Genomic DNA, 23,505 nt, shown 5'->3' on the forward strand with positions numbered 1-23,505 from the left:
GGCTTCGCTGTGCTACGGTACCAATGAAAAATTGGTACTGAACCCTTACAATCCTTAACGGAAGCCCCACAGTAATAAGGTGGATGCCAAAAAAGCACGTGAAATAATATGGTCTTCATTGCGAGGCATGAAGCAACTTTAATACTTTTGGTTGGCAGCGATAGTTGTAGGATTGTTTCGTGCCTCGCAATTAAGATGAGCTAAATTTGCTTGTCAATCCGTGTTTCCAAAAAAAGTAATCTATGAATTTGAAGTTAGCTCAACGCCATATGATAAATCTTCTTGTTATATTCAGGATTTGCTCCAGCTTGAGATGCTACAAAAGCACCAACCTTGCAAGCATTATCTAAAATGGTTTCCATGGTATAGCCCTGCAAATAACAAGCAATAAAAGTAGCTAAGAAAGCATCGCCGGCACCAACAGTATCTACAACCTGAACTTGATAGCCAGAATGTTTAAAAAACTTACCATCTTTTAAAACACAAGCACCTTTATCGCCAAGTGTTAAGCAAATAATTTCGATGTTAAATTGAGTAGAAAGTTGTTTTAAAATCTGTTCATCGGTATTACCTGTTAAACCAAATGATTCCCTTACCCAAACAATTTCATCTTCATTAATTTTTAAAATATCGGCTTGTTTTAAAAGTGAATAAATTAACTCTTTTTCGTAAAATGGTGCTCTAAGATTGATGTCAAATATTTTAATTTTAGCATTCTCTAAAAGGGAAAAGATGGTTTTTCTAGATTTTTCATCTCTACAAGTTAAACTGCAATAAACAAAAGCATCAGCTTGCTTTACCGCTTCTAAATTTTCATCAGTTACTTTAGTATCATCCCAGGCAACAGGTTGTTTTATGGTATAGGTTGCCTGATGCTTTTCATCCAATTGCACCACAACTGTGCTGGTTGGTAATTCGTTATTTACCTGAATTAGATTCGTAGGAAAATGGCTTGCAGCAAGAAAATTTAATAGTTCTTTGCCATTATCATCATTTCCGACAGCACTAATGAAATTGCTTTCTATGTTTTGTTTATGAAGATTTAATGCAACATTCATACTTGAACCGCCTGCTTTTTTACCTTCTGGAAATACATCCCATAGTATTTCCCCAATTGTGATAACTTTATTTTGCATAAGTAATATTAGAACTGTAAAGAAACAATTTTAAACTGTGCAACGGAATAATTTGTTTTATATCTTTACAATAAGACCAAAAAATTATGAAAAGAATTTTAATTGCTGCTATCATGTTAGTTTCATTAGGAACGTTTGCACAAACTGCTAATAACAAGCAAGCCATTTTGAATGTGTTGGAGAAACAACGCCAAAACTGGAATAATGGTGATTTAGAAGCTTTTATGCAAGGTTATGTAAAAAGTGATAGCTTGCTTTTTGTGGGTAAAAGTGGTCCAACCTATGGCTGGCAGAAAACTTTAGATAATTATAAAAAAAGTTATCCTGGTAAAGCAGGGATGGGTACATTAACTTTTGGAATTAAAAAAGTTGATTTTTTTAATAAAGATGTGGCATTCGTTTTAGGAAGCTGGCATCTAAAGCGTGAGAAAGATGAGCCTCAAGGTTATTTTACTTTGCTTTTTAAAAAGATTAAAGGCGAGTGGAAGATTTTCGTAGACCATTCGAGCTAAAATAGATGTGAATGTAAGGCGGGAAATGTGTGAGGGAAGAATATTAATCTATATGTTTACAACATCTGTGCAGCTGAGGTTCCTCTTCGGGAATCAATCTTTGTTCCAGTGAACACTAACTATTGAGATAAATATAAAGGGCTTATTCGAATACTATGTTAGCCGTTAAAAAAACTCAAAGATGACTATCCGGTAGCTACTCTCCCAACTTAAAATCCTTATAGTAAAAATCTTTATCCTCATCAGTAATCGTGCGAATTATTCGGCAAGGGTTTCCGGCTGCAAAAACATTATCCGGAACATCTCTTGTTACTACACTTCCCGAGCCAATAACCACATTTGAACCAATTTTTACGCCTGGATTGATAACTACATTCCCACCAATCCAAACACTATTGCCGATGGTAATTTCTTGTGCCCACTCGTGTTCCTGGTCGCGAAGGTGTGCGTGTATTGGGTGACCAGCGGTGTAGATTGCCACATTAGGTGCAATAAACACACTATTGCCAATGCTGACTTTAGCGCAATCTAAAATAACCAGATTAAAGTTGGCGTAAAAATTATCTCCTATCTCAATGTTATACCCGTAATCGCAACGAAATGGAGGTTCTATATAAAACATCTTTTCGGTTTTCCCGAATAATCTTTTTAATAATTCTTTTCGCTGTTTAATAAATTTTGGAGCCAGATTATTAAATTCAAAAATTACCTCACGGGCTTTTAATCGCTCTTTTGATAGTTCTGCATCGCCAGCTTGATAAGCTTTTCCCGCAAGCATTTTTTGCTTTTCTGTAAGTATAATAGGTTCCATATAATGCGTTAATAATTACCGAATTTATAAAAGATTATGAAACTCTATCTATTATTTTAAAGGTTATTTCATAATGGCGAATCAACCATCAGCTAAAAACAAAAACGGGGCTACCGTTATCGATGCCCCGTTTTTATTATATGTAAAAATAGATTACGGTCTTCCCTTTGCTAATGCGTTTTCAGCAATTTTAACTGCTTTTTTTTCTCTCCAATTGGCATATTTCTCTTTGAAAGTCATTTTGATTAAACTATCAATGGCGCCGTGGGTAAATAAACTCCATACGCTAGCAACTTTTCTGGAAATTGACTGATCCCAGGCACGTAAGCTTAATGAAAATGAGCCGTCTAAATATTTCATCCAATGCCACATTCCTGTTGGCATAAATAAAGTATCGCCATGTTCTAAGAAAACTTCGTAACCTTCAATACCATTAAGGGCAGGGAATTTTTTAAAATCAGGATTGGCAACATCATAATCTTCTAAAGCATAAGTTGCATTGGGTAAGCAATAAAGCCTATCTTTCCATTTATTGTCAAATAGAACAATGTGTTTTCTGCCGCCAAAATGAGTATGGAAAATATGAGGTAAGTCGATATCGTAATGTAAAAATGTTACCGAATTAGAGCCGCCAAAAAACATTGCTGGCATGCTTTCTATAAAGCCGCCCATTAAATCTTTCGGTATCTTAATATCGTTAATTAAACTTGGCACTTTTTTAAATAAATTGAAGAAGAAAATCCTCAATTCAGTAGGTTCGCGTTTAATTAAATCAAGGTAATCACCAAACTTCATATGTGCCGTAGCAGCATTTATTGGTTTTGATGGGTCTGCTTTAGAGTTATCGTATAGTGGAACTTCTAAATCGCCACCAATTTCCTTTAAATATCCCGTTGTCCATTTTTCTCTAGCAGGCCAATCTTTTGTTAAGCCCCGAATAACTAATGGTTTTTTAGTTTTCAGGTATTTTTTCTTGAAATCTTCTGGAGTGATATTCTCGACGATGTCTACAGGTTTTAAAATGAAACTCATGCTTTTAAAATTGGTTATTTGTTGCCGAAAAGCAAATGTGTAAATTTTATTTTACAAATTGGATAGCTTTAAAGAAATGTGACGCAAATTATTTAATTCTGAATTTTTATTAAGTTAACAATTAAAAGTTTTTAGTTTGTAATTATCATTAGTTTGTTGGTTATTAATAAACCAGCAATTTAATCGCTTCTACAATTATAAATTTCAATAATTAACCTTCAGCTAAAACTTTTCTTCCAACAATTTCAGTATAAGCTGCATCCCATAAATCGATGCGTTTTTGTAAGGCATTTTTTGTTGTTTCTTCAGCCTCTGCCCAAAAGGTTTCATCTTTTTGGCAAAGCTTTTCTGTCATTGATAAAGCCAAATGACTATGATGATCGCCGTCTACTTCAATGTGGCGTTCTAAATAATATTTAAAAATGGAAACCTTTTCTGGTTGAGTACTATTTAAATCATTAACCATACTAAAGAACATGTTCGGAATTAAATCCTCTCGGCCAAATGTAAAACTAGCTGCCTGGAGATGGCTTTTTCTACTATTAATAGTCTCAAAAGTTGAACGAACGAAATTTCTTGCTGCTTCTGGCACCAAAGCCAATTCAAAAGCCATGTCGAAATCTCTGCCATTATTTATAGAAACTAAAAAATTATTAATTGGTGCAATATTAGCTCCACATTGTTGCATTGCATCTAAATATAATTCGAAATGACTTTTAATATCTCCTTTCGCATCAAAATCACTTTCTTCTCCGGCTACAATTTCGTTAATTAATTGTCTGGTTACAGCATCGCCAACAGGAAACCAAGGCAAGGTTGTACAGGTTAAATTTATCTGGAGCGATTTTAGTAGCGACATAAAATCCCACACAGCATAAATATGGTGTTCCATGAAAATTTGCAAATCCTCCAATTCACTAATTTCTGCATATACTTTATGGTTAATAATCTGCTGCCTTAATGGCTCAATATTTTCTTGAATTTTTATAATTTTGGGATGCATCTTATCCTAGTTATTAAGTTTTATTTATTGAATTAAAGGAAGTTATTACTCTCATTCTGTTTCTCTTGCCAAAATTAATTAGTTATTAGCACCAATTACTACAAAATCTAAAACCTGAAAAACAGCTGACAAATAAATATTCAACTGATTAATTATTGACAATAAAAAAAACGCTTCTGCAGAGCAGAAACGTTTTTATGTAAATTGGGATGTGAATATTATTTTGGCATTAAAACAGTATCCACTACATGGATAACACCATTTTTTTGATTAACATCTGCAATGGTTACTGTACTCATTCCACCTTTTGCATCAGTTAACATTAATTTTTTACCCATCATTTGAGCAGTAAGTTTTTCACCTTCTACAGTTGTAAGTTCTGCTTTACCACCTCCAGCTTTAATTGCTTTAGCAATTGCTTTGCTATCCATTTTACCAGCAACAACGTGATAAGTTAAAATTTTTGTTAAAGTTGCTTTATTTTCTGGTTTTACTAATGTTTCAACAGTTCCTGCAGGTAATTTTGCAAAAGCTTCGTTTGTAGGTGCGAATACTGTGAACGGACCAGCACTTTTTAAAGTTTCTACCAATTCTGCTGCTTTAACTGCTGCAACTAGTGTAGTGTGGTCTTTTGAATTTACTGCATTGTCAACAATGTCTTTAGTTGCATACATTTCTGCACCACCAACCATTGGGTTTTTTTGAGCGTAAACTTGACTTGTAAATGCCATAGTAACAACGGCAATTGCTGATAAGATTAATTTTTTCATTATTTCTAATTTTTAAGTTCTGTTATTTGCACTCATTTACGACGAGTAACAGCTACTTGGATTTTTACAAAGAATAAAAATTTATAATTAATTAATAATGAGGCTCTTAAAATTTTTTGAAAAGATACTGTGGTAATTCTTCGGATAAACTAGTCCGTCTTTTCGCTAAATCTTTTTTGGCAATGCACTACTATTAAGGCACGTTTATGCACCAAAAAAGTATATCGCTGCAATACGGTTTAAATAAATAAGCTTGTTCAAAACACTAACTTTCGATATCAGCTGCATATAAAAAGTTTGTGCATTATTTAAGTAACATTGGCAGCTCTCACTTTTTTCGAGAAATAAGCTGGGAAAAATCGTTTTAAGAATATCGCTTTAGTTTCTTTCCCACCAATGTAAACCTCTTCTTTTTTGGCTTTTACTGCTGCAACAATTTGCTTTGCGCATTCTTCGGCACTCATGCCATTAGCCTGGGCATCATCCATTACTCCTTGACTATTACCGTTAGCCGTTAAAGCATTTACAGAAACTTTTGTTTTTATAAAACCAGGACAAACAATTGAAATATCAATATTTTTATCATACGTTTCAGAACGTAAAGAATCGAAATAACCGTGAAGTGCATGTTTAGATGCGGAATAAGCTGAGCGTAATTTCGTCCCAAATTTTCCAACTAAACTGCTAATCAAAACAATATGTCCACCACCGTTTTTTATCATTAAAGGCAAAACAGCTTTACTTAAAACCACGGTTCCCCAAAAATTGGTGTCCATAATTTTTTGCTCTGTTTTTAAATCAGTTTCTAAAGCCAATCCTCGTTGACTAATTCCGCCGCAGTTAATTAGCAAATCAATCTTACCAAAAATCTTAATTGCATCTATAGCTTTATATTGAAGTGTATCTGTTTCGCTTAAATCGAAGGGCAAAACATGTATGTTAAATGAATTCTGGCAATTGCCTTTAACACGAAATAGTTCATCACGGTTACGGCCTGAGATGATTAACTTACCTCCGGCTTTGAAATATTCGTAAACCAAGGCTTCTCCAATGCCCGAAGAAGCGCCTGTAATCCATACAATTTTAGACATACTATTTAATTATTTAAGTAACTGAGTTATTGAATGACAGAATGATTGAATATCATCTAGAAATTCTTTCATTCACTGCTATTTATAATAAACAACTCTGAAGCAATATGATCGGCAAAAAATTTCCCGCTTTGGCTCAATTTAATTTTTTCTTCACCTAGTATAAGCCAATCTTTATCTTCAAAACCACGCAGATTATGTTTGGTTTCTTCTAAGAAATCTTTGCCGAATTCATCAGTTATTTTTTGTAAATCAGTTCCCCACATGGTTCTTAACGAAGTCATGATATACTCGTTAAATCTATCGTTCAAACTTAATTCTTCAATTAGCTCTGGTAATTTGTTTCGTTCTAATTGCTCCATATATAGCGAATTACTTGCCGGATTCATGTATCGATTCTGTCCGTCAAATCCATGCGCTGATGGACCAATACCAATATAATTAACGCCTTTCCAATAATTGGTATTGTGAATGGCATAGCGATTAGGCTTGGCAAAATTTGAGATTTCATACTGTTCAAAACCGGCTTCTAACAGTTTATCCATCAAAATAACAAATTGCCCGGCGCTCTGATTATCACTAATAGGATTTTGTTGTTTGTTTTTAATGGCATGTGCAAGTGCAGTTCTTGGTTCAACGGTAAGTGCATATGCAGAAACATGCGGCACTTGTAGTTCTACAGCTTTTTCAATGTTGCTAAGCCATTTGGTATCAGTTAAAAGTGGATAGCCGTAAATCAAGTCCAAAGTCAGGTTTTCAAAACCAGCATCCTGACTTCTCCTAATACAATTTTCGGCTTCACTGGCGTTGTGCACCCTGTTCATCCAAACCAAATCTTCATTAAAAAAAGATTGAATACCAACGCTGAACCGGTTAACAGGAAGTTGCCTCAACTCTTTTATTTTCTGTGAGGTTAAATCATCTGGATTGGTTTCGATAGTAATTTCTGCATTTGTATCAACTGAAAAAGTGCTGTTTATGGCATCAAAAATTTTTTGCAAAGAAGATTGAGATAGGATAGAAGGTGTACCTCCACCGAAATATATACTGCCTACCTGCCCAGAAATTCTATCCTTTTTCATTTTAATTTCTTTGCAAATGGCTTCAACCATTTCATCAGCATATTTTAAAGAAGTGCTAAAATGAAAATCGCAATAGTGACAAGCTTTTTTGCAAAAAGGAATATGAATATATATACCGGACATCGCCGTAAAGATACAGCATATTATTATTTCAATTATTTTCTTTAGGTAAACAGTGATTAATCGACTACTTTTGCAATCTTATTTCTGATTGACAGCATGCCGAAATACATTTTAATTCTACTCGCGTTTTTATTGTCTGCACATTTTCTTGAAGCACAACAAATTCCGGCTAAGGTTGATTCAAATTCGGTGATTAAATATCAATACAAAAGATTTCGGCCCGATTCGGCAACACTTGCCAGACAAGTTTTTGTAACTGATTCCATTATAACGCAAACCTGGGTTTTGCCAGATAGCCTAATTAACAAAAATGCATTATTGGATAGTGTTGAGAAAGAGTATATGTTTCCAACCTTGGATTTGCTCGGCTGGCAGAAGAAATATAAAGACTATAAAAAGAAAGAAAACCCTTATCAGTTAGGTCGTTCTATACCTAAAGGAAATGTATGGCTTTTAGGTTTTATATTTATTATGCTTGTTGTGTTTGCAATTTTAAAGAATGCGTTTTCTAAACAGCTTTCAGCAATTGTAGAATCTTTTTTTAGTAATCGAATTTTAAATAATATTAATAAAGAAGATAATTTATTTAGTTCTTGGCCATTTTTACTATTATTTATACAATTCGGATTCATTTTAGGAATGTTTTTCTTTCTTGTAGCACAATATTATGATATGTACCAGGCTAAAGATGGCTTTAAATTTTTCTTTAGCATTTCGATTATTATCATTGTATTTTATGCTTTGAAACTAATTATTTTAAGATTTTTAGGCTTTCTTTTTAACATTCAAAAGCCTGTAAATGAGTATATTTCAATATTGTATTTAAGTTATTTCAATGCATCATTGCTATTTATACCATTGGTTATTGCATTTGCATTATCGCCTTTAAAATATGGTGTAATATATATAGGATTAGCCATCTTACTTTTAGTAGTTATATTTGCCTTTCAATTGCTGCGTGCCGGAATTACAATACTTTCTAATAATAAGTTTTCCAAAATGCATTTATTTTTGTACTTTTGCGCCCTCGAAATATGTCCCGTTTTAATACTAATTAAAACGATAGGATTGTAGCAGAAAAAGGAAAATGCAAGAAAAGAACGACTCTAGAATCCGTAAAGTAAAAAGTATTTTAGTTACTTTGCCGAAACCTGAAACAGAAAAATCTCCCTATTACGATTTAGCTAAAAAGCATAACCTTAAAGTAGATTTTAGATCATTTATTCACGTGGAAGGTGTGCCTGCGAGGGATTTTAGAAAGGATAAAATTAGCCTTGGTGATTTTACAGCAGTAATTTTTACCAGTCGTAATGCTGCAGATCATTTCTTTAGAATTTGCGAAGAAATGCGTTATGATGTACCTGCTGAATTAAAATATTTCTGCCTGTCTGAGACAATTGCTTTGTATCTTCAGAAATACATTCAGTATCGGAAACGTAAAATTTTCTTTGGAAAACAAACGGCTTCAGATTTAGCTGAAGTATTAAAAAAACATGCTAACGAAAAATTTTTGTATCCATGTTCTGATATGGCAACCGAAGATACAATGAAATTTTTAGAAAAGAGCGGTTATGATTTTACGCCTGCAGTTCTGTTTAAAACAGTTGTAAGTGATCTTTCTGATTTAGCCGAGGTTTTTTATGACGTTATTGCGTTCTTCAGTCCATCAAGTATTCAGTCGTTATTTAAAAATTTTCCTGACTTCAAACAAAATAATACTAGGATTGCAGCGTTTGGAGTAAATACAAGTAAAGCAGTAACAGACCTAGGCCTTATTGTTGATATCGCAGCTCCATTACCGGGTGTGCCTTCAATGACTATGGCTATTGAGAATTATATCAAAGTATCTAATAAATAAAGATTCCCTCTAATTTATTTCTTTAAGCAACAATAAACTGCAACTTTATAAGTTATAGCAGAATGATGGTGCATTTCTGTAACAGAAATATTAGAATAAAAGTGTTGTAAAAGCATTCTTATGTTCTAATAAAGATACTTTCGTGTAAAATTTTTGCATTTGTTGTTTATTTAAATGATTTTTGATACAATTGCTAATTGTGTTTTGTACACTATAATTAATATATGAAGAAAATCTACTTTTTGGCTATAATGGCTGTAACTGTATTACTTTCAAGCTGTGGTCATGGTGGGCAGGGTGAGTTAGTTGGCGCTTACAATCGCAAATTTAAAAATCAACGTATTCCTCTGGGTATGGTGTATATTCCACCAGGTCATACACCAATGGGTGGATCTGATGAAGACATTACATTTTCTCAATCAGGGCCAAGCAGAATGACAACTATAAGTGCATTCTTTATGGATCAAACCGAGATTTCAAATGCAGAGTACCGTCAATTTACTAAGTGGGTTCGTGATTCAATAGCAATAGTAATGATGGGCAATCCTCAACAATTCATGATGACTCAAAAGGGTGCTGCAGCCAGTGCCTTGGGTGGTGAAAAATATATTGATTGGAAAAAAGTTGGTAATGGCTCAGCAATCTGGAGCGGTAAAAGCAAAGGAGCCAATGCAGCCAATGCAAGTCAATTAGATAATATGTATTATTCTGGTTTAGATGCTTTGCCAGGCAGAAAAGAGATTGATGTTCGTAAATTAGAATATTCTTATGGTATTTTAAATTTAGATAAAGCAGCTATAGGTCATAAAGATCCAAACAGCAAACGTCAGGACTATATAGACAGATATACGATTGCAGTTTATCCTGATACGATGGTTTGGAAAACAGATTATTCTTATTCTCAAAATGATCCGATGGTTAGAGGCTATTTTAATCATCCTTCTTATGATGATTATCCTGTAGTGGGTGTAAGCTGGGAACAAACACAAGCATTTTCACATTGGCGTACACAACTTTATCAAGGTGTAGCATCAGCAAGAAAAATGCCTTTAAATGCCAGAATGGATTATGATTTACCTTCAGAAACCCAATTCGAATATGCATCAAGGGGAGGTAACACTAAAACTAAGTACCCTTGGGGCGGCCCATACATCAGAAATACTAAAGGTTGTTTACAAGCAAATTTTAAACCTGGCCGTGGCGATTATTCAAGCGATGGTGGTATTTATACGGTTGGTGTAAGATCATATTTCCCTAATGATTACGGCTTGTACAACATGTCTGGTAATGTTGCAGAATGGACAAAAACCGCCTACAATAAATCTGCAAGTCCTTTATTACATGATTTAAACCCGAACTTTACCTACGTTGCCGGTAAAGACGATAGTAAATATTTAAAGCGAAAAGTAGTTAAAGGTGGATCATGGAAAGATACAGGCTATTTCCTTCAAAATGCAGTGTCTACTTACGAATATCAAGACCAACAAAGATCTTACATCGGTTTTAGATGCGTTTCTGCTTATCCAGGAACCGACTTAAGAAACTAAAAAAATCAAACCAACAAAAACTAAAACTAAAAGAAAAACATTAAAATTTTATGGCAGCAAAGAAACAACCAGGTTGGTTACACGTAGCGATTTCATGGGGAGCAAGTATTGTAATTATCGGGGCATTATTTAAGATTTTGCACATTGGCGGAATATTAGGTAACTACATGATAGGTATTGGATTAGGCGTTGAATCTATCCTATTCTTTTTGACTGGTTTCTTCCCACCTGAGCCTGAACCTGCTTGGGAAAGAGTTTATCCTGAATTAAGAGAAGATTTTAAAGGTGAGTTGCCAGTAGCAACAACAAGACCAGTTGCTGCAGTATCCTCTCCAAATACAGCAGCTTTAGATAAAATGTTATCAGAAGCTAAAATTGGGCCAGAGTTAATTGAAAGTTTAGGTACAGGTCTTCGTACATTCGGAGATAAAGTAGCTTCTATTTCTAACGTAGCTGATGCATCTTTAGCAACTACCGAATTTACAGGTAAAGTAAAAACTGCATCTGCCAGCTTTGATAACCTAAGTGCATCTTTCGAAAAAGCAACTGCTAACTTAAAAGCGATGGGAGAGAGCAATGTAGATTCTCAGGCTTATCACGATCAGGTAAATAATTTATCTAAAAACTTATCGGCTTTAAACGCTGTATATGAATTAGAATTGCAGGATTCTAGCGCACACTTAAAATCGATGAATAAATTCTATTCTAACCTTTCACTTACCATGCAAAACTTTAACGAATCGATGGAAGATTCTAAACAGTTCAAAGAAGAAGTGAATAAGTTAGCTAAAAACCTATCATCCCTTAATGCGATTTATGGTAATATGCTATCGGCTATGAACAGCCCTCGTGTATAATTTATATAGTTTTTAATTTTAAAATAGAAAGCTAAATAAACAATGGCAGGCGGAAAAGAAACAACAAGGCAGCGGATGATCAATATCATGTATTTGGTATTGTTAGCCATGCTGGCCTTAAACGTATCAGATACAATATTAGACGCATTCAAAAATATCAATGATAGTTTGGATACATCAAAAACCAACGTTAATACAGGTATAGATCAGCTTTTTTCTTCTTTCGAAAATTCAAAACTTAAAGAAGAACCAGCTCGTGCTCAACCAATTTATGATAAAGCTAAACAGGCAAAAGCAGCGGCTGATGAGTTGAATAACTATATTGAAGGCATTAAAAAGCAATTTACTGCAGCTGGCGATGGTATTAACCCAGAAACTGGAGACTTGACTAATCGTGATAATCAGGATATTGCTCCTAATTTAATGATTAACCAAAAGGAAGGTGAAAAGTTGAAAGCCAAAATTAACGCAACCCGCGAAAAATTAATTTCGCTTCTTGATCCGAAAGATAGAGAAGGCATTACATTTTCATTGGAAGCCAAAGATCCGGCTAGAAAAAGAAAAGGAAATTGGCAAGAAACATTGTTTGGAGAAGGAACTCCTTTAACTGCTGCAATGACAATTTTAACCAAGCTTCAAACCGATACAAAAAATGCTGAAGCTGAAGTAGTTAAAAAATTATTCGGAAATATGGATAAAGCTGTAGTTAACATAGATAAATTTGCTGCGGTTGCTGTGGCACCAACATCTTATGTTATTCAAGGTCAGCCTTATACTGCTGAAGTATTTTTAACTGCAAGTGATTCAAAATCAAATCCTGAAATTATTGTAGGAGGTGGTAAATTAAATGTTAGAGATGGTAAAGGAACTTATACAGGAAGTACAGGTAGTGTAGGTGTTTTTAAATGGGTTGGTACGGTTCGTATTAAACAAACCGACGGGCAGATAAAAGAATACAGAACGCCAGAGCAAACCTATCAAGTTGCAAAACCATCAGCTACGGTTTCATCAACAAAAATGAATGTTATTTATGCAGGTATTCCAAACCCATTTTCTGTTTCGGCAGCAGGCTTCCCTTTAGAAAGTGTAAAGGCTTCAATTTCTGGAGGCAGCATGTCTGGAGGAAATGGAAACTATATGGTAAACGTTTCTGGTGGACAAGTTGGTTCTGAGGTTTCAATAAATGTTAGTGCAAGCAATGCAGGCAAAACGGTTAACTTGGGTGTACAAAAATTTAGAGTAAAGGCAATTCCTGCACCTATTGCAAAAGTGGGTGGTAGAATTGGTGGTGATGTTTCATCAGTACAATTGAAAAGTGAAACAGAGATAGAAGCAGATTTAGATGACTTTCCTTTTGATGTAAGCTTTAAAATATTAAGATATAAAATAACAGTAATAAAACCGCGTTCTGAAGCAGTTACCATTGCTGGTAGCGGTGGGAATTTCGGTGGTGCTGTTAGAAGTGCAATGAATGCAATTACACCTGGTTCTAAAGTGTTCTTTGATGATATCGTTTCTCAAGGTCCAGATGGTCGTCAAAGAATTTTGCCTTCTGTTTCATTTAATGTTAAATAAAAGAAAGATGAAAAGGATTTTAAGCATTGCTGTTTTAGTTTTATCTACTGGGTTTGTATTTGCGCAAACGCCGCTTAAAAAGAAAACCACTACAACTTCAACAAAAGCAGTGGCAGGAAATATAGTTGTACCAATAGATAGCACTAAAAAGGTAACGGTAAAGAAAAAATTAAAAGTACCTCCAAAGGATGGTTTTTATGCCCGTAAGGATATAGATAGTACTGAAATGGTTCCTCTTGCAGATGTGCGTGAAGAAGATGTATTTTATGCAAAGCGCATTTGGCGTGAAATTGACTTACGCGATACTGTTAATTCTGTTTTAAAATCGCCGAAATCCAGGTTGATTGATGTTTTAATTTCATCAATAAAATCAGAAGAATTAACTGCTTATGCACCAATTGATAGTATGTTGAATGAAGATGATACTTTTCAAATGCCGCTAAGTGCAGATTCTGCAGCAAAAGGTGCTTTAGGAACATCGGAAATTTCAAACAATAAAACAGGAACAGTTACTACCGTTGTTAATGATTTTAATCCAGAAGCTTTCTTGAAATTTCGAATTAAAGAAGATTGGATTTTCGATACAAAGCGTTCTATTTTTGAACCGCGTATTGTAGGTATTGCACCATTGAAATACAATGAGATCTCTAAAGTTTGGCAGCCGGTATTTTGGGTAAGTTATGATGAGTTAAGACCAATTATTGCGCATAAGAGATTAGTAAATACAAATAATGATGCATCTTCTCTAAGTTTTGATGATTTCTTTCTTCGTCGGTTGTTTAGCAGTTATATTGTAAAAGAATCTAATCCTGGTGATAATAAACTTAGAGATATTATTTCTGACCCAAGAGAAAGATTGATGGAATCGGAAAGAATTAAAAAATCGGTTCTTGATTACGAACAAGGACTTTGGGAATATTAATATAATTAAGTTAATTAACCCATCAAATGATGAATCGATATAAGAAGGAGCAAATTGAAATCTGCTCCTTTTTTTTTGGTCAAAAACTGTTTACAAAGTCTTAATGGCTCCTAGTGATTTGGGTTTTCAGCTTGTACTTCTGGCACTTGAGGAGTAAAATATTCAAGCAAAGTAGCAACCTGTTTTTTATTAAGTACTTCACTTAATTCTTTTTCCGTTGCTTCTTTTATTTTTTTAACGGATTTGAAATGCGTTAATAATTTATCTGCAGTGGTTTTGCCAATGCCATCAATCTGTTCAAGTTCTGTTTTTAAAGTTCCTTGGTCACGTTTTTTTCGGTGAAAAGTAATGCCAAAACGGTGGGCTTCATCACGTAATTGTTGAATTACTTTTAGCGTTTCTGATTTTTTATCAAGATAAAGCGGATAAGAATCCCCGGGATAAAATAATTCTTCTAACCTCTTGGCAATACCAATTATTGTTACTTTATTTTCTATACCTAAAAGTTTTAAGCTCTTCACGGCAGAAGAAAGCTGGCCTTTACCGCCATCTATAATAATAAGTTGAGGCAAAGACTGATCTTCGTCGAGCATACGCCTGTAGCGTCGGAAAACAGCTTCTTCCATGGTTGCAAAATCATTTGGACCTTCAACCGTTTTTACATTAAAGTGTCTATAATCTTTTTTAGATGGTTTAGCATCTTTAAAAACAACAATAGCTGAAACTGGATACTTGCCCTGAAAGTTCGAGTTATCAAAACATTCTATGTGCTGTGGGAGTTGGGTTAGGCGTAAATCCTTTTGCATTGTTGCCAAAATTCTATCTGTGCGCAAATCAGGATTTAATTTTTCGTATTGATTCAGTTTTTCTTTTTTAAAAAATAGAACGTTTTTTTGCGATAGCTCTAAAAGTTTCTTTTTCTCGCCAAGTTTTGGTACGGTAAAACGTAAACTTTCATCTTCTAATGCCGGTTCAAAGGGTACAATAATTTCTCTTGATGTACTATTAAATTTTGTTCTGAAGTCTAAAAGCGCAAGCGTTAAAATTTCATCGTCACTTTCATCCAATTGTTTTTTAACCTCAATGGTTTGCGTTTGAATGATGGTTCCATTCATTACTTTCAGGTAATTTACAAATGCATACCTTTCATCAGATGCAATACTTACCACATCAACATTAGTAATTGCACTGTTTACAACAGTCGATTTGCTTTGATACTTTTCTAAAACTTGTAATCGTCTTGAGTACTGATGCGCCAATTCAAAATTTAATTCTTCAGATGCATTTTTAATAATGCCTTTTACATCACGTATAACATTGCCAATTTTACCGTTTAGAATTTCTTTTATCTCACCAATGTTTTTGTCGTAATCGCTTTCCGTTTGGTAAGCCTGGCATGGTCCTTTGCAATTACCGATTTGATATTCCAGGCAAACCTTAAATTTCCCTTCAGCAATGTTTTTATCATTTAAAGGCAAACTACAGGTTCGCAAAGTATAGGTTTCCTTAATTAAATCCAGAATGGTGTGCATCATGCCTATCGAACCATAGGGACCAAAATAGGTAGAACCATCTTTAATTACTTTTCTGGTCCAGTAAATTCGTGGGTAGTTTTCATTTTTAACAATAATCCAGGGATAAGTTTTATCATCTTTTAAATTGATGTTAAACTTAGGTTGATGTTTTTTAATTAAGCTATTTTCGAGTAACCAGGCATCAATTTCTGTATCAACTATAGTAAAAGTTATCTTTCTTATTTTAGAAACCAAAACCCTCGTTTTACCATTGAATTGATTTTTATCACTATTGAAATAAGAGCCAACACGGTTGCGTAAATCTTTTGCTTTTCCGATATACATTAACTTTCCGTCGGCATCCCAATATTGGTACACACCCGGTTTATGTGGTATTGCGGTTAATGCTGTTTTATGGTCGAAACTGCTCATTTAATTACAAAAATAGAATTCAAAAAGGGAAATCTCTCAGAGATATGATTATTGTTCAAAGAATTTGGGCGTGTCCCTAAGCTACGCAAAGGGTCAGGCTATCCATTGCAAGTCCTCAAACCGAAAAAAACGGTTCTCCGGTCTTTCCATTTCTATCCTTCACGCAAAACCCTTCGTATTAAAAACCTAATTTCTCATCAAGTTCTGTTGTCCCTTCCTCTTGTTTCTGATATTGATTACAATCAAATACAATAGAAACACCAGATTTTGGTGCATCGAAATCAGCATGGCTTATTTTTAAACCCGGATTAGCATAAACCCTTTTTATAAAGCCTGCGAAAATAGGCAGCGCAGTATTGGCACCTTCACCTTGACTAGTACTTAAAAAGTGAAATGCCCTGTCCTCGCAACCTGTCCATATACCGGTTACCAACTGAGGGGTAATCGCCATAAACCAACCATCGGAATTATTCTGTGTGGTACCCGTTTTGCCACCAATAGGGGCATTAACCTTATATTTATAATTTAGTCTCGCACCCGTTCCACCTGTAACCACACCTTTGAGCATTCTTGTCATCACGTAAGCAACTTCTTCGCTCATTATCGGTTTTGGTATTGGCTTTTGAGAGAATAAAACAACACCATTTTTATCTTCGACTCTTAATAAATAAACTGGTTGAGTGTAAATTCCTTTATTCGCAAAAGCACTGTAAGCACCAACCATATTGTAAACTGAAGCATCAAAAGAGCCAAGACAAATTGATGGATAAGCAGGTACATTTGGTATGCCCATTTTGGTTGCTAAATTGGCCACGGCTACCGGACCAACTTGTTTCATCAGGTAAGCGGTAACATAATTCTGAGAATAAGCTAAAGCTTTTTGTAAAGTAATCGCACCCTCAAGTGGTTTTCCAGATGATTTTGGTGTGTAAGGATCGCCATAACCCTCAATCGTTACGGGTACATTTGGAACAGTTAAGCATGGAGAAAAGCCATTCTCTACCGCAACTGCATAAGTAAATGGTTTTGCCGTAGAACCTACCTGCCGGGTGCCCATTTTTACTTGATCGTATTTAAAATGCTCATAGTTAATGCCACCAACCCAGGCTTTAACATAACCATTTGTCGGGTCCATCGTCATCATGGCGTTTCGCAAAAGCATTTTATAATAGCGAACCGAATCGATCGGTTTCATGATTGTATCGAGATTTCCTTTCCAGCTAAAAATGCTCATTTCAGTCTTAGTGTTGAAGTCATCTTTAATCTCCTCATCACTTTTCCCTTCAAGCTTTGCAGCTTTGTAGCGATCCGATCTTTTAATACCTTGTTCAATTTGTAAAGCTTTATCCTTAAAAGGATTTCTACCTTTCCAACTATTAATAAACTGAGCTTGTAAAATACGCATATATTCCTTTTGCGCTTCCTCGGCATAAACCTGCATGTCGTAATTCAGTGTGGTATAAATCTTCAATCCATCGCGATCTAAATCATATGGAGTTCCATCAGGCTTAAATCTACTTGGATCAGCTAAGACAGCTTTAATATCATTTTTCAGAACTGATCTGAAGTAAGGGGCAATCCCATCATTCACGGTTGCCGCGTTAAAATGAAGGTTAAGTGATGTTTCCTTTTCTTCATCAAACTGTTGTTGGGTTAAAAAATCAGATTTTACCATCATGGCCATTACCGTATTTCTTCTTGCTTTGGAACGCTCGGGATTACGTGTTGGTGAGTACATGGTAATTCCTTTCTGCATTCCAACCAAAGTTGCAGCTTGTGGAACCGTTAATTTATCTGGTGTGGTGTTGAAATAAACTCTTGCAGCCGATTTAATGCCGTAAGCCTGATTACCGAAATCAACCGTGTTTAAATACATGGTAATGATTTCTTCTTTCGTATAGTTTCTTTCCAGTTTAACGGCAACAACCCATTCTTTAAACTTTTGCATTACTCGTTTAAAGAAATTCCTTTGTCTGCCTTCTTCCGAAAATAAATTTAAAGCCAATTGCTGGGTAATGGTACTTCCACCTTGTTTTTTGCCTATTAAATTATATCCGATAATGGTAAAAGTACGCTGAAAATCAATTCCTGAATGTTCTTTAAAACGGGTATCTTCCGTGGCGATTAAACCATTTATTACGTTTGGAGAAATTTCTTTGTAAGTAACATTTGATCTGTTTTGAACAAAGTAGGTTCCAAGTGTTCTACCATCTTCGGCAATTATTTCTGATGCCTGATTACTTTTAGGGTGTTCAATATCTCTGAAAGATGGTAAGCTACCGAAAAGACCGAATCCCATCATGGAAATAAATATGGCAAATATTGCAATACCACCGATTACAATTTTCCAGATTCGTAGGTTATATCTTTTAACGTCGGCTGCAGAAAGGGATTTGTTCATTTTAATAATTGTTTTTGTAAAACTCCAGATACTCGCTTATACGATTCCTATCTGATAGTTTTTCGAAATTTTCTTTACTGATGATAAAGCTTTTGTACTTTGTAACAGGCACTTTCATTATGTTTTTTAACTGCCCTTTTATGCTTTCTTCATAAATTTTTGCATCTTCCAAATCAACAAAGCTGGTTACGTAAATCAGTTGGTCATCATCTAACTCTACCAATTTATGGGCCAAATCATTATCGGGATAATTTCCACGATTAAACTGACCAATTCCAAATCTCGAAGAGCTCAAAGTTAAGGAAGCATCGGCAACATCTATAACATAATAGTAAGTATTTGATGTAGCGGTGCTGAATATGCTTGCCGGTTTTTCTGTTTCTATCTTATTGTCTTTAGGTTTTTCGACTTGCTTTATAATTGCTTCGGCTGATTTATTAACGTCAGCAGCATTTATATTTTCAATTGGTTTTGGTTTTACATCTTCAGGTTTTGCCTGATTAACAAAACGAGGCTCATTAGAATCAAAATCAATTAGGGCAATTGGTCTCTGCTTAAATTCCTCAAGATTTGCTTGTATATATTTAAGGTGATCTTTAACTAGAGGCACTATAATCAAATCATTTGGATAAAGCGTTGTAATCAAATTGAATTCTGTTAAAAGCGCATCAATTTTTGATGTTCTTCCTACTGCAATTGCTTTCAAATAGGCATATTGTGGTGCTAAATCATTTGCCGGATAAGTCTTAATGTTTTCATCTGCCTGTTTAACAACATCTCCATAGTCTTTTTTAGCATAAGCATCAAAAGTGCGGTTGTAATTTGCATTTATCACGTTTTCAAGCTCATCTTGTTTAGCTGAATATGAAGGATCGAGAATGGTTTTTGCAAAATTCGATTCAGGAAACTTTGTTAACACCAATTGGCGATATTCATTAGATTTACCTTCTTCGATGCCTTTATAATTCAAATACAAGCTATAATAAATTGCCACTAGGTGATTGTTTTCAGGAAAACGCCTAAGCAATTCGAGGTAAACTTTATTTGCTTCATCTTTATCATTTAACTCTTGCTGATAAAAACTTGCAATTTCAAAATAGGCATCAACAATTTTCTGATTCGATATTGCCAGTAAATCAGTCGTTACAGGTAGGTTTGCTATAAATCGCTTTTCTAATGACGTTTGGTCAAGCGCAGTAGCCGAATCAGTATTATTAACATTACCAAACCCGTTCGCAACATTACCGCCTGCTAAAATTTGATTATTCTCTTGTGCAGATGAACGGATACTTTGACGCCAGTTATCTTCCAGTTGTCTATTTCCCCAACGCTTTTTAAAATCTGCAAAGCCATTGCTAATCGCTGCATTGTTGTTAAAATAAAATGTATTACCGACTCCTGAAGCTGGATTTGCGTTTAAAGTTTGATTGGGGAAAGAAGCATCGTTAAGAGATTGGTTGCCTGTAGAATTTAAAATATTAGAAACCTCAACCTTTGGTCTTAAATAAGCCTTCACTTTTGCTTCCTGTTCATTTATAGGAAGTTTTGAAATTGCTTGTAAAGTGTCTTCACTGGAAATGATTGTGTACCTATCAGACAAGTATTGAAGGTTATTGGCCTTTTTTACAATATTATCGTAATCAGGAAAATTCTTCGGCAGAATCATTACAGTACTATCGTAATACACTTTGGCCTTGATGTAATTCCTAAACACTTTGAAATTTAAATCTGCAATTTTCAAATAAGATAAAGCTTTTTGATTTTGGTTCTTTGTGTTCCTTTGAACTGACTTTTGATAATTGTCTTCCGCTTTTATATAATTGCCTTCTTTTGAAAAAAGTTCTCCAACCTGATAATAAATCTGGTCAGTATAATCAAAATTCTTATCATCTTTTAATAAAGTTAGTAAAGCTTTATCTTCATTTATTTTGTAGCCGCTTATTAACGCCTTTAATTTAATCCTTTGCAAATTTGAATGGAAGTACATTTCAAAAGGTGCGTTACTGTTTTCAACCTTCGTATAGTTAATGAATGCATTTTGAAGATCATTTTCTTTTTCCTGTAACTGAGCCAAAATATATTGCCAGCGAATTCTTAATTGTTTTTCGTCGGCATTTCTAATGGCAGTTTCTAATAATAAAATAGCTTCTTTGTATCTTTTCTGATAAATCCGCATCTGAGCCGTTGTTGCCAGAGGCATGGCTAAATCTTTTTTAAGTTCATCAGCCGATCTTAGCATGGTATCTAAAATCTTATCAGCATATACCATGTTATTTAATTCCATTTGGCTTCTGGCTTTCCAGTTCATCGCCATAATGAAGGTTTTTAAATCGCTGTTGTAGGTTTTGGCTGTATAATCAAAATACTCAGATGCGATGAAATAATTACCTTTTAAATAATTCGCCCTACCTAAAAGCATATATGCATCATCTATATAATTGCTAAAACTTTTGTCGTTAATAATCGTTTGACCTTTAAAAATAACTTCGTCAAGTGGTTTGTTAGCAGCACTTGGTGTTAAGGTTAAAATAACCTGTGGTTCAGGATCTAAATAAACCGGAAGAATTCTCTCATAGTTGTCAGAATAAGTTTGTAGCAAACCTTCGTTATACTCTGTTAATATAACGTTTGAGTTATAGATATAGTTATACCTTGCCGTTAAGTTTTGCATCTTACGGTCAACGGTAGTATCTTTATTAGCTACACAGCCATAAATTAAAAACAGGCTGAAAATAAATAGGAAGGGAGATAAAGTTTTGTCGGTGTATTTTTTCAAGTATAAGAAATCGCTTTAGTGGATATACAATTAACAAAATGTAAGCAAAATTATTTTATTTGGCAACAAATTTATTATTCAAAGTTAAATAATTATTGTATTAAATAATGGAAAAACCTAAAGATGAAATACCAACAAAGAAAGTGAATGCGGCTGCAAAATACTCTGCAATCGGTTTCCAAATGATTGCAACAATTGGTTTGTTAACTTTTATAGGTTATAAAATTGATGAACATCGAAATAGTAAAAGCAATTTAATAACGGCTGCTTTTGCTTTGGTAGGTGTTGGAATTGCATTATACCAGGTGATTAGACAAGCTACAAGAGATTAGTTTTAGTTGCCGGTTGGCAATTATCGGTTTTCAGTTGCCAGTTACGAATTATCGGTTATCTGTTTTAAAACCCAGTCTTAATACTTGATACTCAAATCTTGATACTTAGCACTTAAACCTTGATACTTGATGCTAAAATCCTATCTTTGCCAAAGTTTTTATTTGCAAAGAATTTATTCCATTGACTCTAGCCAAATTTACCAGTTTCTATTTTATTTTTATCGGTGTTTTAATCGGATTGGTAGCTATTTTGCCTTCTATTTTTCCAGGTTCGAATTTATTTGTACCCAACTTCTGGTTGATGTTTGGTTTTCTGGCAGGCATAACTTTTATCGCTTATTTACTTGTTGACATTGGAATAAAAAGAGATCCTGAAGTAGGGATTATGGCAATTATGGGATCAATTGCCGTGAAGATGATTTTTTGTATGGCTTTTGTATTGATTTACAGTATAAAAGGCAAGGGAATTGGGGTTCTATTTCTCCTAAATTTTTTTTCTTTATATTTATTGTTTTCAGTCTTTGAAATATACTGTCTGTTACGTAACTTGCGCCACCAAAATTTAAAGTAAAAATCTGCCAATAAATGGATTGTAACCAAGTTTTAGTATCTAAAGTTAAGAAGGTAATTGTTGTTTTTACGCTTTTAATCGCGTTTTTATCTATCAAGATTGATACTTTCGCTCAAGCTGATAGTGCTGTTGTTCCTGTTGATAGTGCTGTTGCTAAAACTGCTGAAGCTGTTTCTGGCGAACATGGTGCTGTTGAGCATGATGAGAAAAAATTCGAGCCTACCGAAGTGATTATGGAACACATTGCAGATTCGCACATGTGGCATCTTTGGGGACATACCTCATTGCCTCTTCCGGTAATTTTATATACAAATGGCGGTTTAGAAGTTTTATCTTCGGGTAACTTTCATCATGGCGAGCATGACTATACTGGTAAATACAATACTTACCGTTTAGAAGAAGACCATGTAAAAGTAGTTGGTGCGGATGGTAAAATTGACGAAGAAGCATCTGTTTTAGATTTCTCTATTACTAAAAACGTTGCGGCAATGTTCGTTGCTATATTAGTTATCTTAATCGTATTTATTTCGGTTGCTGGCGCTTACAAAAAGCGTGTTGGTAAAGCACCCAAAGGTTTGCAATCTTTTATAGAACCAATCGTGATTTTTGTGAGAGATGATATTGCTAAGCCAAACATCGGGCATAAATATGCGAAATTCATGCCTTATTTATTAACCACGTTTTTCTTTATACTTTTCAATAACATTTTTGGTTTAATACCAATTTTCCCAGGTGGGGCTAACGTTACAGGTAATATTGCTTTAACGTTTGTAATGGCTTTAGGAACAATGATAATTGTAAACATTAATGGTAACAAATATTATTGGAAGCACATTTTTAAACCTGATGTACCACTTTGGTTATATCCAATTATGATTCCTGTGGAATTAATTGGTATTATTTCTAAGCCATTTGCTTTAATGATTCGTTTGTTTGCGAACATTACCGCCGGTCACATTATTGTATTAAGTTTAATTTCCTTAATCTTTATTTTCGAAACATTGGCTATTGCTCCGGTTTCAGTTGCATTCGTATTGTTTATGGATGTATTGGAATTGTTAGTAGCATTTTTACAAGCCTTTATTTTTACATTACTTACTGCTTTATTTATTGGTATGGCAGTAGAAGAACATCATTAACAGAAAACTATTTTTTACAAT

General features: G+C 34.4%; 20 protein-coding genes. 10 read left to right on the forward strand and 10 right to left on the reverse strand.

Annotation, left to right across the window (positions count from 1 at the left end):
• Positions 1-254: 254 nt before the first annotated feature.
• A complete protein-coding gene (locus IEV50_RS14935; RefSeq protein ID WP_188415821.1) occupies positions 255-1,136 on the reverse strand; it encodes a carbohydrate kinase family protein in 882 nt (293 codons plus the stop codon).
• Positions 1,137-1,222: 86 nt separating this feature from the next.
• On the opposite strand from IEV50_RS14935, the gene IEV50_RS14940 reads away from it, so the two are divergent.
• Entirely contained in the window at positions 1,223-1,648 is a 426-nt protein-coding gene (locus IEV50_RS14940) for a YybH family protein (protein ID WP_188415822.1), read from the forward strand.
• Positions 1,649-1,844: 196 nt separating this feature from the next.
• On the opposite strand, the gene IEV50_RS14945 is transcribed toward IEV50_RS14940, so the two are convergent.
• From IEV50_RS14945 to hemW, 6 genes are all read right to left on the reverse strand, one after another.
• A complete protein-coding gene (locus IEV50_RS14945; protein ID WP_188415823.1) occupies positions 1,845-2,459 on the reverse strand; it encodes a sugar O-acetyltransferase in 615 nt (204 codons plus the stop codon).
• Between the two features lie 153 nt (positions 2,460-2,612).
• Complete coding sequence (locus IEV50_RS14950) at positions 2,613-3,491, reverse strand: cupin-like domain-containing protein (protein ID WP_188415824.1); 879 nt, start codon at positions 3,489-3,491, stop codon at positions 2,613-2,615.
• Between the two features lie 211 nt (positions 3,492-3,702).
• Positions 3,703-4,494, reverse strand: a complete 792-nt coding sequence (locus tag IEV50_RS14955) for a DUF3050 domain-containing protein (RefSeq protein WP_188415826.1) — start codon at positions 4,492-4,494, stop codon at positions 3,703-3,705.
• Positions 4,495-4,712: 218 nt separating this feature from the next.
• Positions 4,713-5,264, reverse strand: coding sequence for a fasciclin domain-containing protein (locus IEV50_RS14960; protein ID WP_188415828.1), 552 nt, complete (start codon positions 5,262-5,264; stop codon positions 4,713-4,715).
• Positions 5,265-5,572: 308 nt separating this feature from the next.
• Positions 5,573-6,355: an SDR family oxidoreductase gene (locus IEV50_RS14965; RefSeq protein WP_188415830.1), complete on the reverse strand. Its 783-nt coding sequence runs from the start codon at positions 6,353-6,355 to the stop codon at positions 5,573-5,575.
• Positions 6,356-6,423: 68 nt separating this feature from the next.
• Entirely contained in the window at positions 6,424-7,560 is a 1,137-nt protein-coding gene (hemW, locus tag IEV50_RS14970) for a radical SAM family heme chaperone HemW (RefSeq protein WP_188415839.1), read from the reverse strand.
• A 96-nt stretch (positions 7,561-7,656) separates the two neighbouring features.
• Between hemW and IEV50_RS14975 the strand changes: the two genes are divergently transcribed.
• The 6 genes from IEV50_RS14975 (at position 7,657) to porN (ending at position 14,319) form a co-directional block, all read left to right on the forward strand.
• Positions 7,657-8,634 (forward strand): DUF4271 domain-containing protein, encoded by a 978-nt coding sequence (locus IEV50_RS14975; protein ID WP_188415840.1) that lies wholly within the window; start codon positions 7,657-7,659, stop codon positions 8,632-8,634.
• Positions 8,635-8,647: 13 nt separating this feature from the next.
• The gene (locus IEV50_RS14980) at positions 8,648-9,418 is read left to right on the forward strand and encodes a uroporphyrinogen-III synthase (RefSeq protein WP_188415841.1); all 771 of its coding nucleotides are present in this window, start codon (positions 8,648-8,650) and stop codon (positions 9,416-9,418) included.
• A 224-nt stretch (positions 9,419-9,642) separates the two neighbouring features.
• Positions 9,643-10,965, forward strand: a complete 1,323-nt coding sequence (gene porK, locus IEV50_RS14985; RefSeq protein ID WP_188415846.1) for a T9SS ring complex lipoprotein PorK/GldK — start codon at positions 9,643-9,645, stop codon at positions 10,963-10,965.
• A 50-nt stretch (positions 10,966-11,015) separates the two neighbouring features.
• Positions 11,016-11,822 carry a type IX secretion system motor protein PorL/GldL gene (porL, locus tag IEV50_RS14990; protein WP_188415848.1) on the forward strand — a complete coding sequence of 269 codons (807 nt, stop codon included), beginning with the start codon at positions 11,016-11,018 and terminating at the stop codon, positions 11,820-11,822.
• Between the two features lie 42 nt (positions 11,823-11,864).
• Positions 11,865-13,397 (forward strand): type IX secretion system motor protein PorM/GldM, encoded by a 1,533-nt coding sequence (gene porM, locus IEV50_RS14995; protein ID WP_188415849.1) that lies wholly within the window; start codon positions 11,865-11,867, stop codon positions 13,395-13,397.
• Between the two features lie 7 nt (positions 13,398-13,404).
• Entirely contained in the window at positions 13,405-14,319 is a 915-nt protein-coding gene (gene porN / locus IEV50_RS15000; protein WP_229746752.1) for a type IX secretion system ring subunit PorN/GldN, read from the forward strand.
• A 110-nt stretch (positions 14,320-14,429) separates the two neighbouring features.
• Here the strand turns inward: porN and uvrC are convergent, their stop codons facing one another.
• The 3 genes from uvrC to porW form a co-directional block, all read right to left on the reverse strand.
• Positions 14,430-16,265 (reverse strand): excinuclease ABC subunit UvrC, encoded by a 1,836-nt coding sequence (gene uvrC / locus IEV50_RS15005; protein WP_188415851.1) that lies wholly within the window; start codon positions 16,263-16,265, stop codon positions 14,430-14,432.
• A 178-nt stretch (positions 16,266-16,443) separates the two neighbouring features.
• Entirely contained in the window at positions 16,444-18,666 is a 2,223-nt protein-coding gene (locus IEV50_RS15010) for a transglycosylase domain-containing protein (protein ID WP_188415852.1), read from the reverse strand.
• A gap of 1 nt (position 18,667) precedes the next feature.
• Positions 18,668-21,442 carry a type IX secretion system periplasmic lipoprotein PorW/SprE gene (gene porW, locus IEV50_RS15015; RefSeq protein ID WP_188415853.1) on the reverse strand — a complete coding sequence of 925 codons (2,775 nt, stop codon included), beginning with the start codon at positions 21,440-21,442 and terminating at the stop codon, positions 18,668-18,670.
• A 107-nt stretch (positions 21,443-21,549) separates the two neighbouring features.
• Here porW and IEV50_RS15020 point away from each other — a divergent pair, with 107 nt between their 5' ends.
• The 3 genes from IEV50_RS15020 to atpB all read left to right on the forward strand — a co-directional run bounded on the left by IEV50_RS15020 (position 21,550) and on the right by atpB (position 23,484).
• Positions 21,550-21,774 (forward strand): AtpZ/AtpI family protein, encoded by a 225-nt coding sequence (locus IEV50_RS15020; RefSeq protein WP_188415855.1) that lies wholly within the window; start codon positions 21,550-21,552, stop codon positions 21,772-21,774.
• 181 nt (positions 21,775-21,955) lie between these two features.
• Complete coding sequence (locus IEV50_RS15025; RefSeq protein WP_229746753.1) at positions 21,956-22,345, forward strand: hypothetical protein; 390 nt, start codon at positions 21,956-21,958, stop codon at positions 22,343-22,345.
• Positions 22,346-22,359: 14 nt separating this feature from the next.
• Entirely contained in the window at positions 22,360-23,484 is a 1,125-nt protein-coding gene (atpB, locus tag IEV50_RS15030) for a F0F1 ATP synthase subunit A (protein ID WP_188415856.1), read from the forward strand.
• Positions 23,485-23,505: the final 21 nt, after the last annotated feature.

This window comes from Pedobacter mendelii (assembly GCF_014635725.1).
GTDB classification, from domain to species: Bacteria; Bacteroidota; Bacteroidia; order Sphingobacteriales; family Sphingobacteriaceae; genus Pedobacter; species Pedobacter mendelii.

Bases quoted from the DNA above. Each gene is read 5' to 3' on its own strand.
- IEV50_RS14955 (WP_188415826.1), bottom strand. From the start codon at position 4,494: ATGCATCCCAAAATTATAAAAATTCAAGAAAATATTGAGCCATTAAGG.
- IEV50_RS14940 (WP_188415822.1), top strand. From the start codon at position 1,223: ATGAAAAGAATTTTAATTGCTGCTATCATGTTAGTTTCATTAGGAACG.
- porN (WP_229746752.1), top strand. From the start codon at position 13,405: ATGAAAAGGATTTTAAGCATTGCTGTTTTAGTTTTATCTACTGGGTTT.
- IEV50_RS15010 (WP_188415852.1), bottom strand. From the start codon at position 18,666: ATGAACAAATCCCTTTCTGCAGCCGACGTTAAAAGATATAACCTACGA.
- IEV50_RS14975 (WP_188415840.1), top strand. From the start codon at position 7,657: ATGCCGAAATACATTTTAATTCTACTCGCGTTTTTATTGTCTGCACAT.
- porK (WP_188415846.1), top strand. From the start codon at position 9,643: ATGAAGAAAATCTACTTTTTGGCTATAATGGCTGTAACTGTATTACTT.
- IEV50_RS14980 (WP_188415841.1), top strand. From the start codon at position 8,648: ATGCAAGAAAAGAACGACTCTAGAATCCGTAAAGTAAAAAGTATTTTA.
- IEV50_RS14965 (WP_188415830.1), bottom strand. From the start codon at position 6,355: ATGTCTAAAATTGTATGGATTACAGGCGCTTCTTCGGGCATTGGAGAA.
- porM (WP_188415849.1), top strand. From the start codon at position 11,865: ATGGCAGGCGGAAAAGAAACAACAAGGCAGCGGATGATCAATATCATG.
- porL (WP_188415848.1), top strand. From the start codon at position 11,016: ATGGCAGCAAAGAAACAACCAGGTTGGTTACACGTAGCGATTTCATGG.
- uvrC (WP_188415851.1), bottom strand. From the start codon at position 16,265: ATGAGCAGTTTCGACCATAAAACAGCATTAACCGCAATACCACATAAA.
- IEV50_RS14945 (WP_188415823.1), bottom strand. From the start codon at position 2,459: ATGGAACCTATTATACTTACAGAAAAGCAAAAAATGCTTGCGGGAAAA.
- hemW (WP_188415839.1), bottom strand. From the start codon at position 7,560: ATGTCCGGTATATATATTCATATTCCTTTTTGCAAAAAAGCTTGTCAC.
- IEV50_RS15020 (WP_188415855.1), top strand. From the start codon at position 21,550: ATGGAAAAACCTAAAGATGAAATACCAACAAAGAAAGTGAATGCGGCT.
- atpB (WP_188415856.1), top strand. From the start codon at position 22,360: ATGGATTGTAACCAAGTTTTAGTATCTAAAGTTAAGAAGGTAATTGTT.
- IEV50_RS14950 (WP_188415824.1), bottom strand. From the start codon at position 3,491: ATGAGTTTCATTTTAAAACCTGTAGACATCGTCGAGAATATCACTCCA.
- IEV50_RS14935 (WP_188415821.1), bottom strand. From the start codon at position 1,136: ATGCAAAATAAAGTTATCACAATTGGGGAAATACTATGGGATGTATTT.
- IEV50_RS14960 (WP_188415828.1), bottom strand. From the start codon at position 5,264: ATGAAAAAATTAATCTTATCAGCAATTGCCGTTGTTACTATGGCATTT.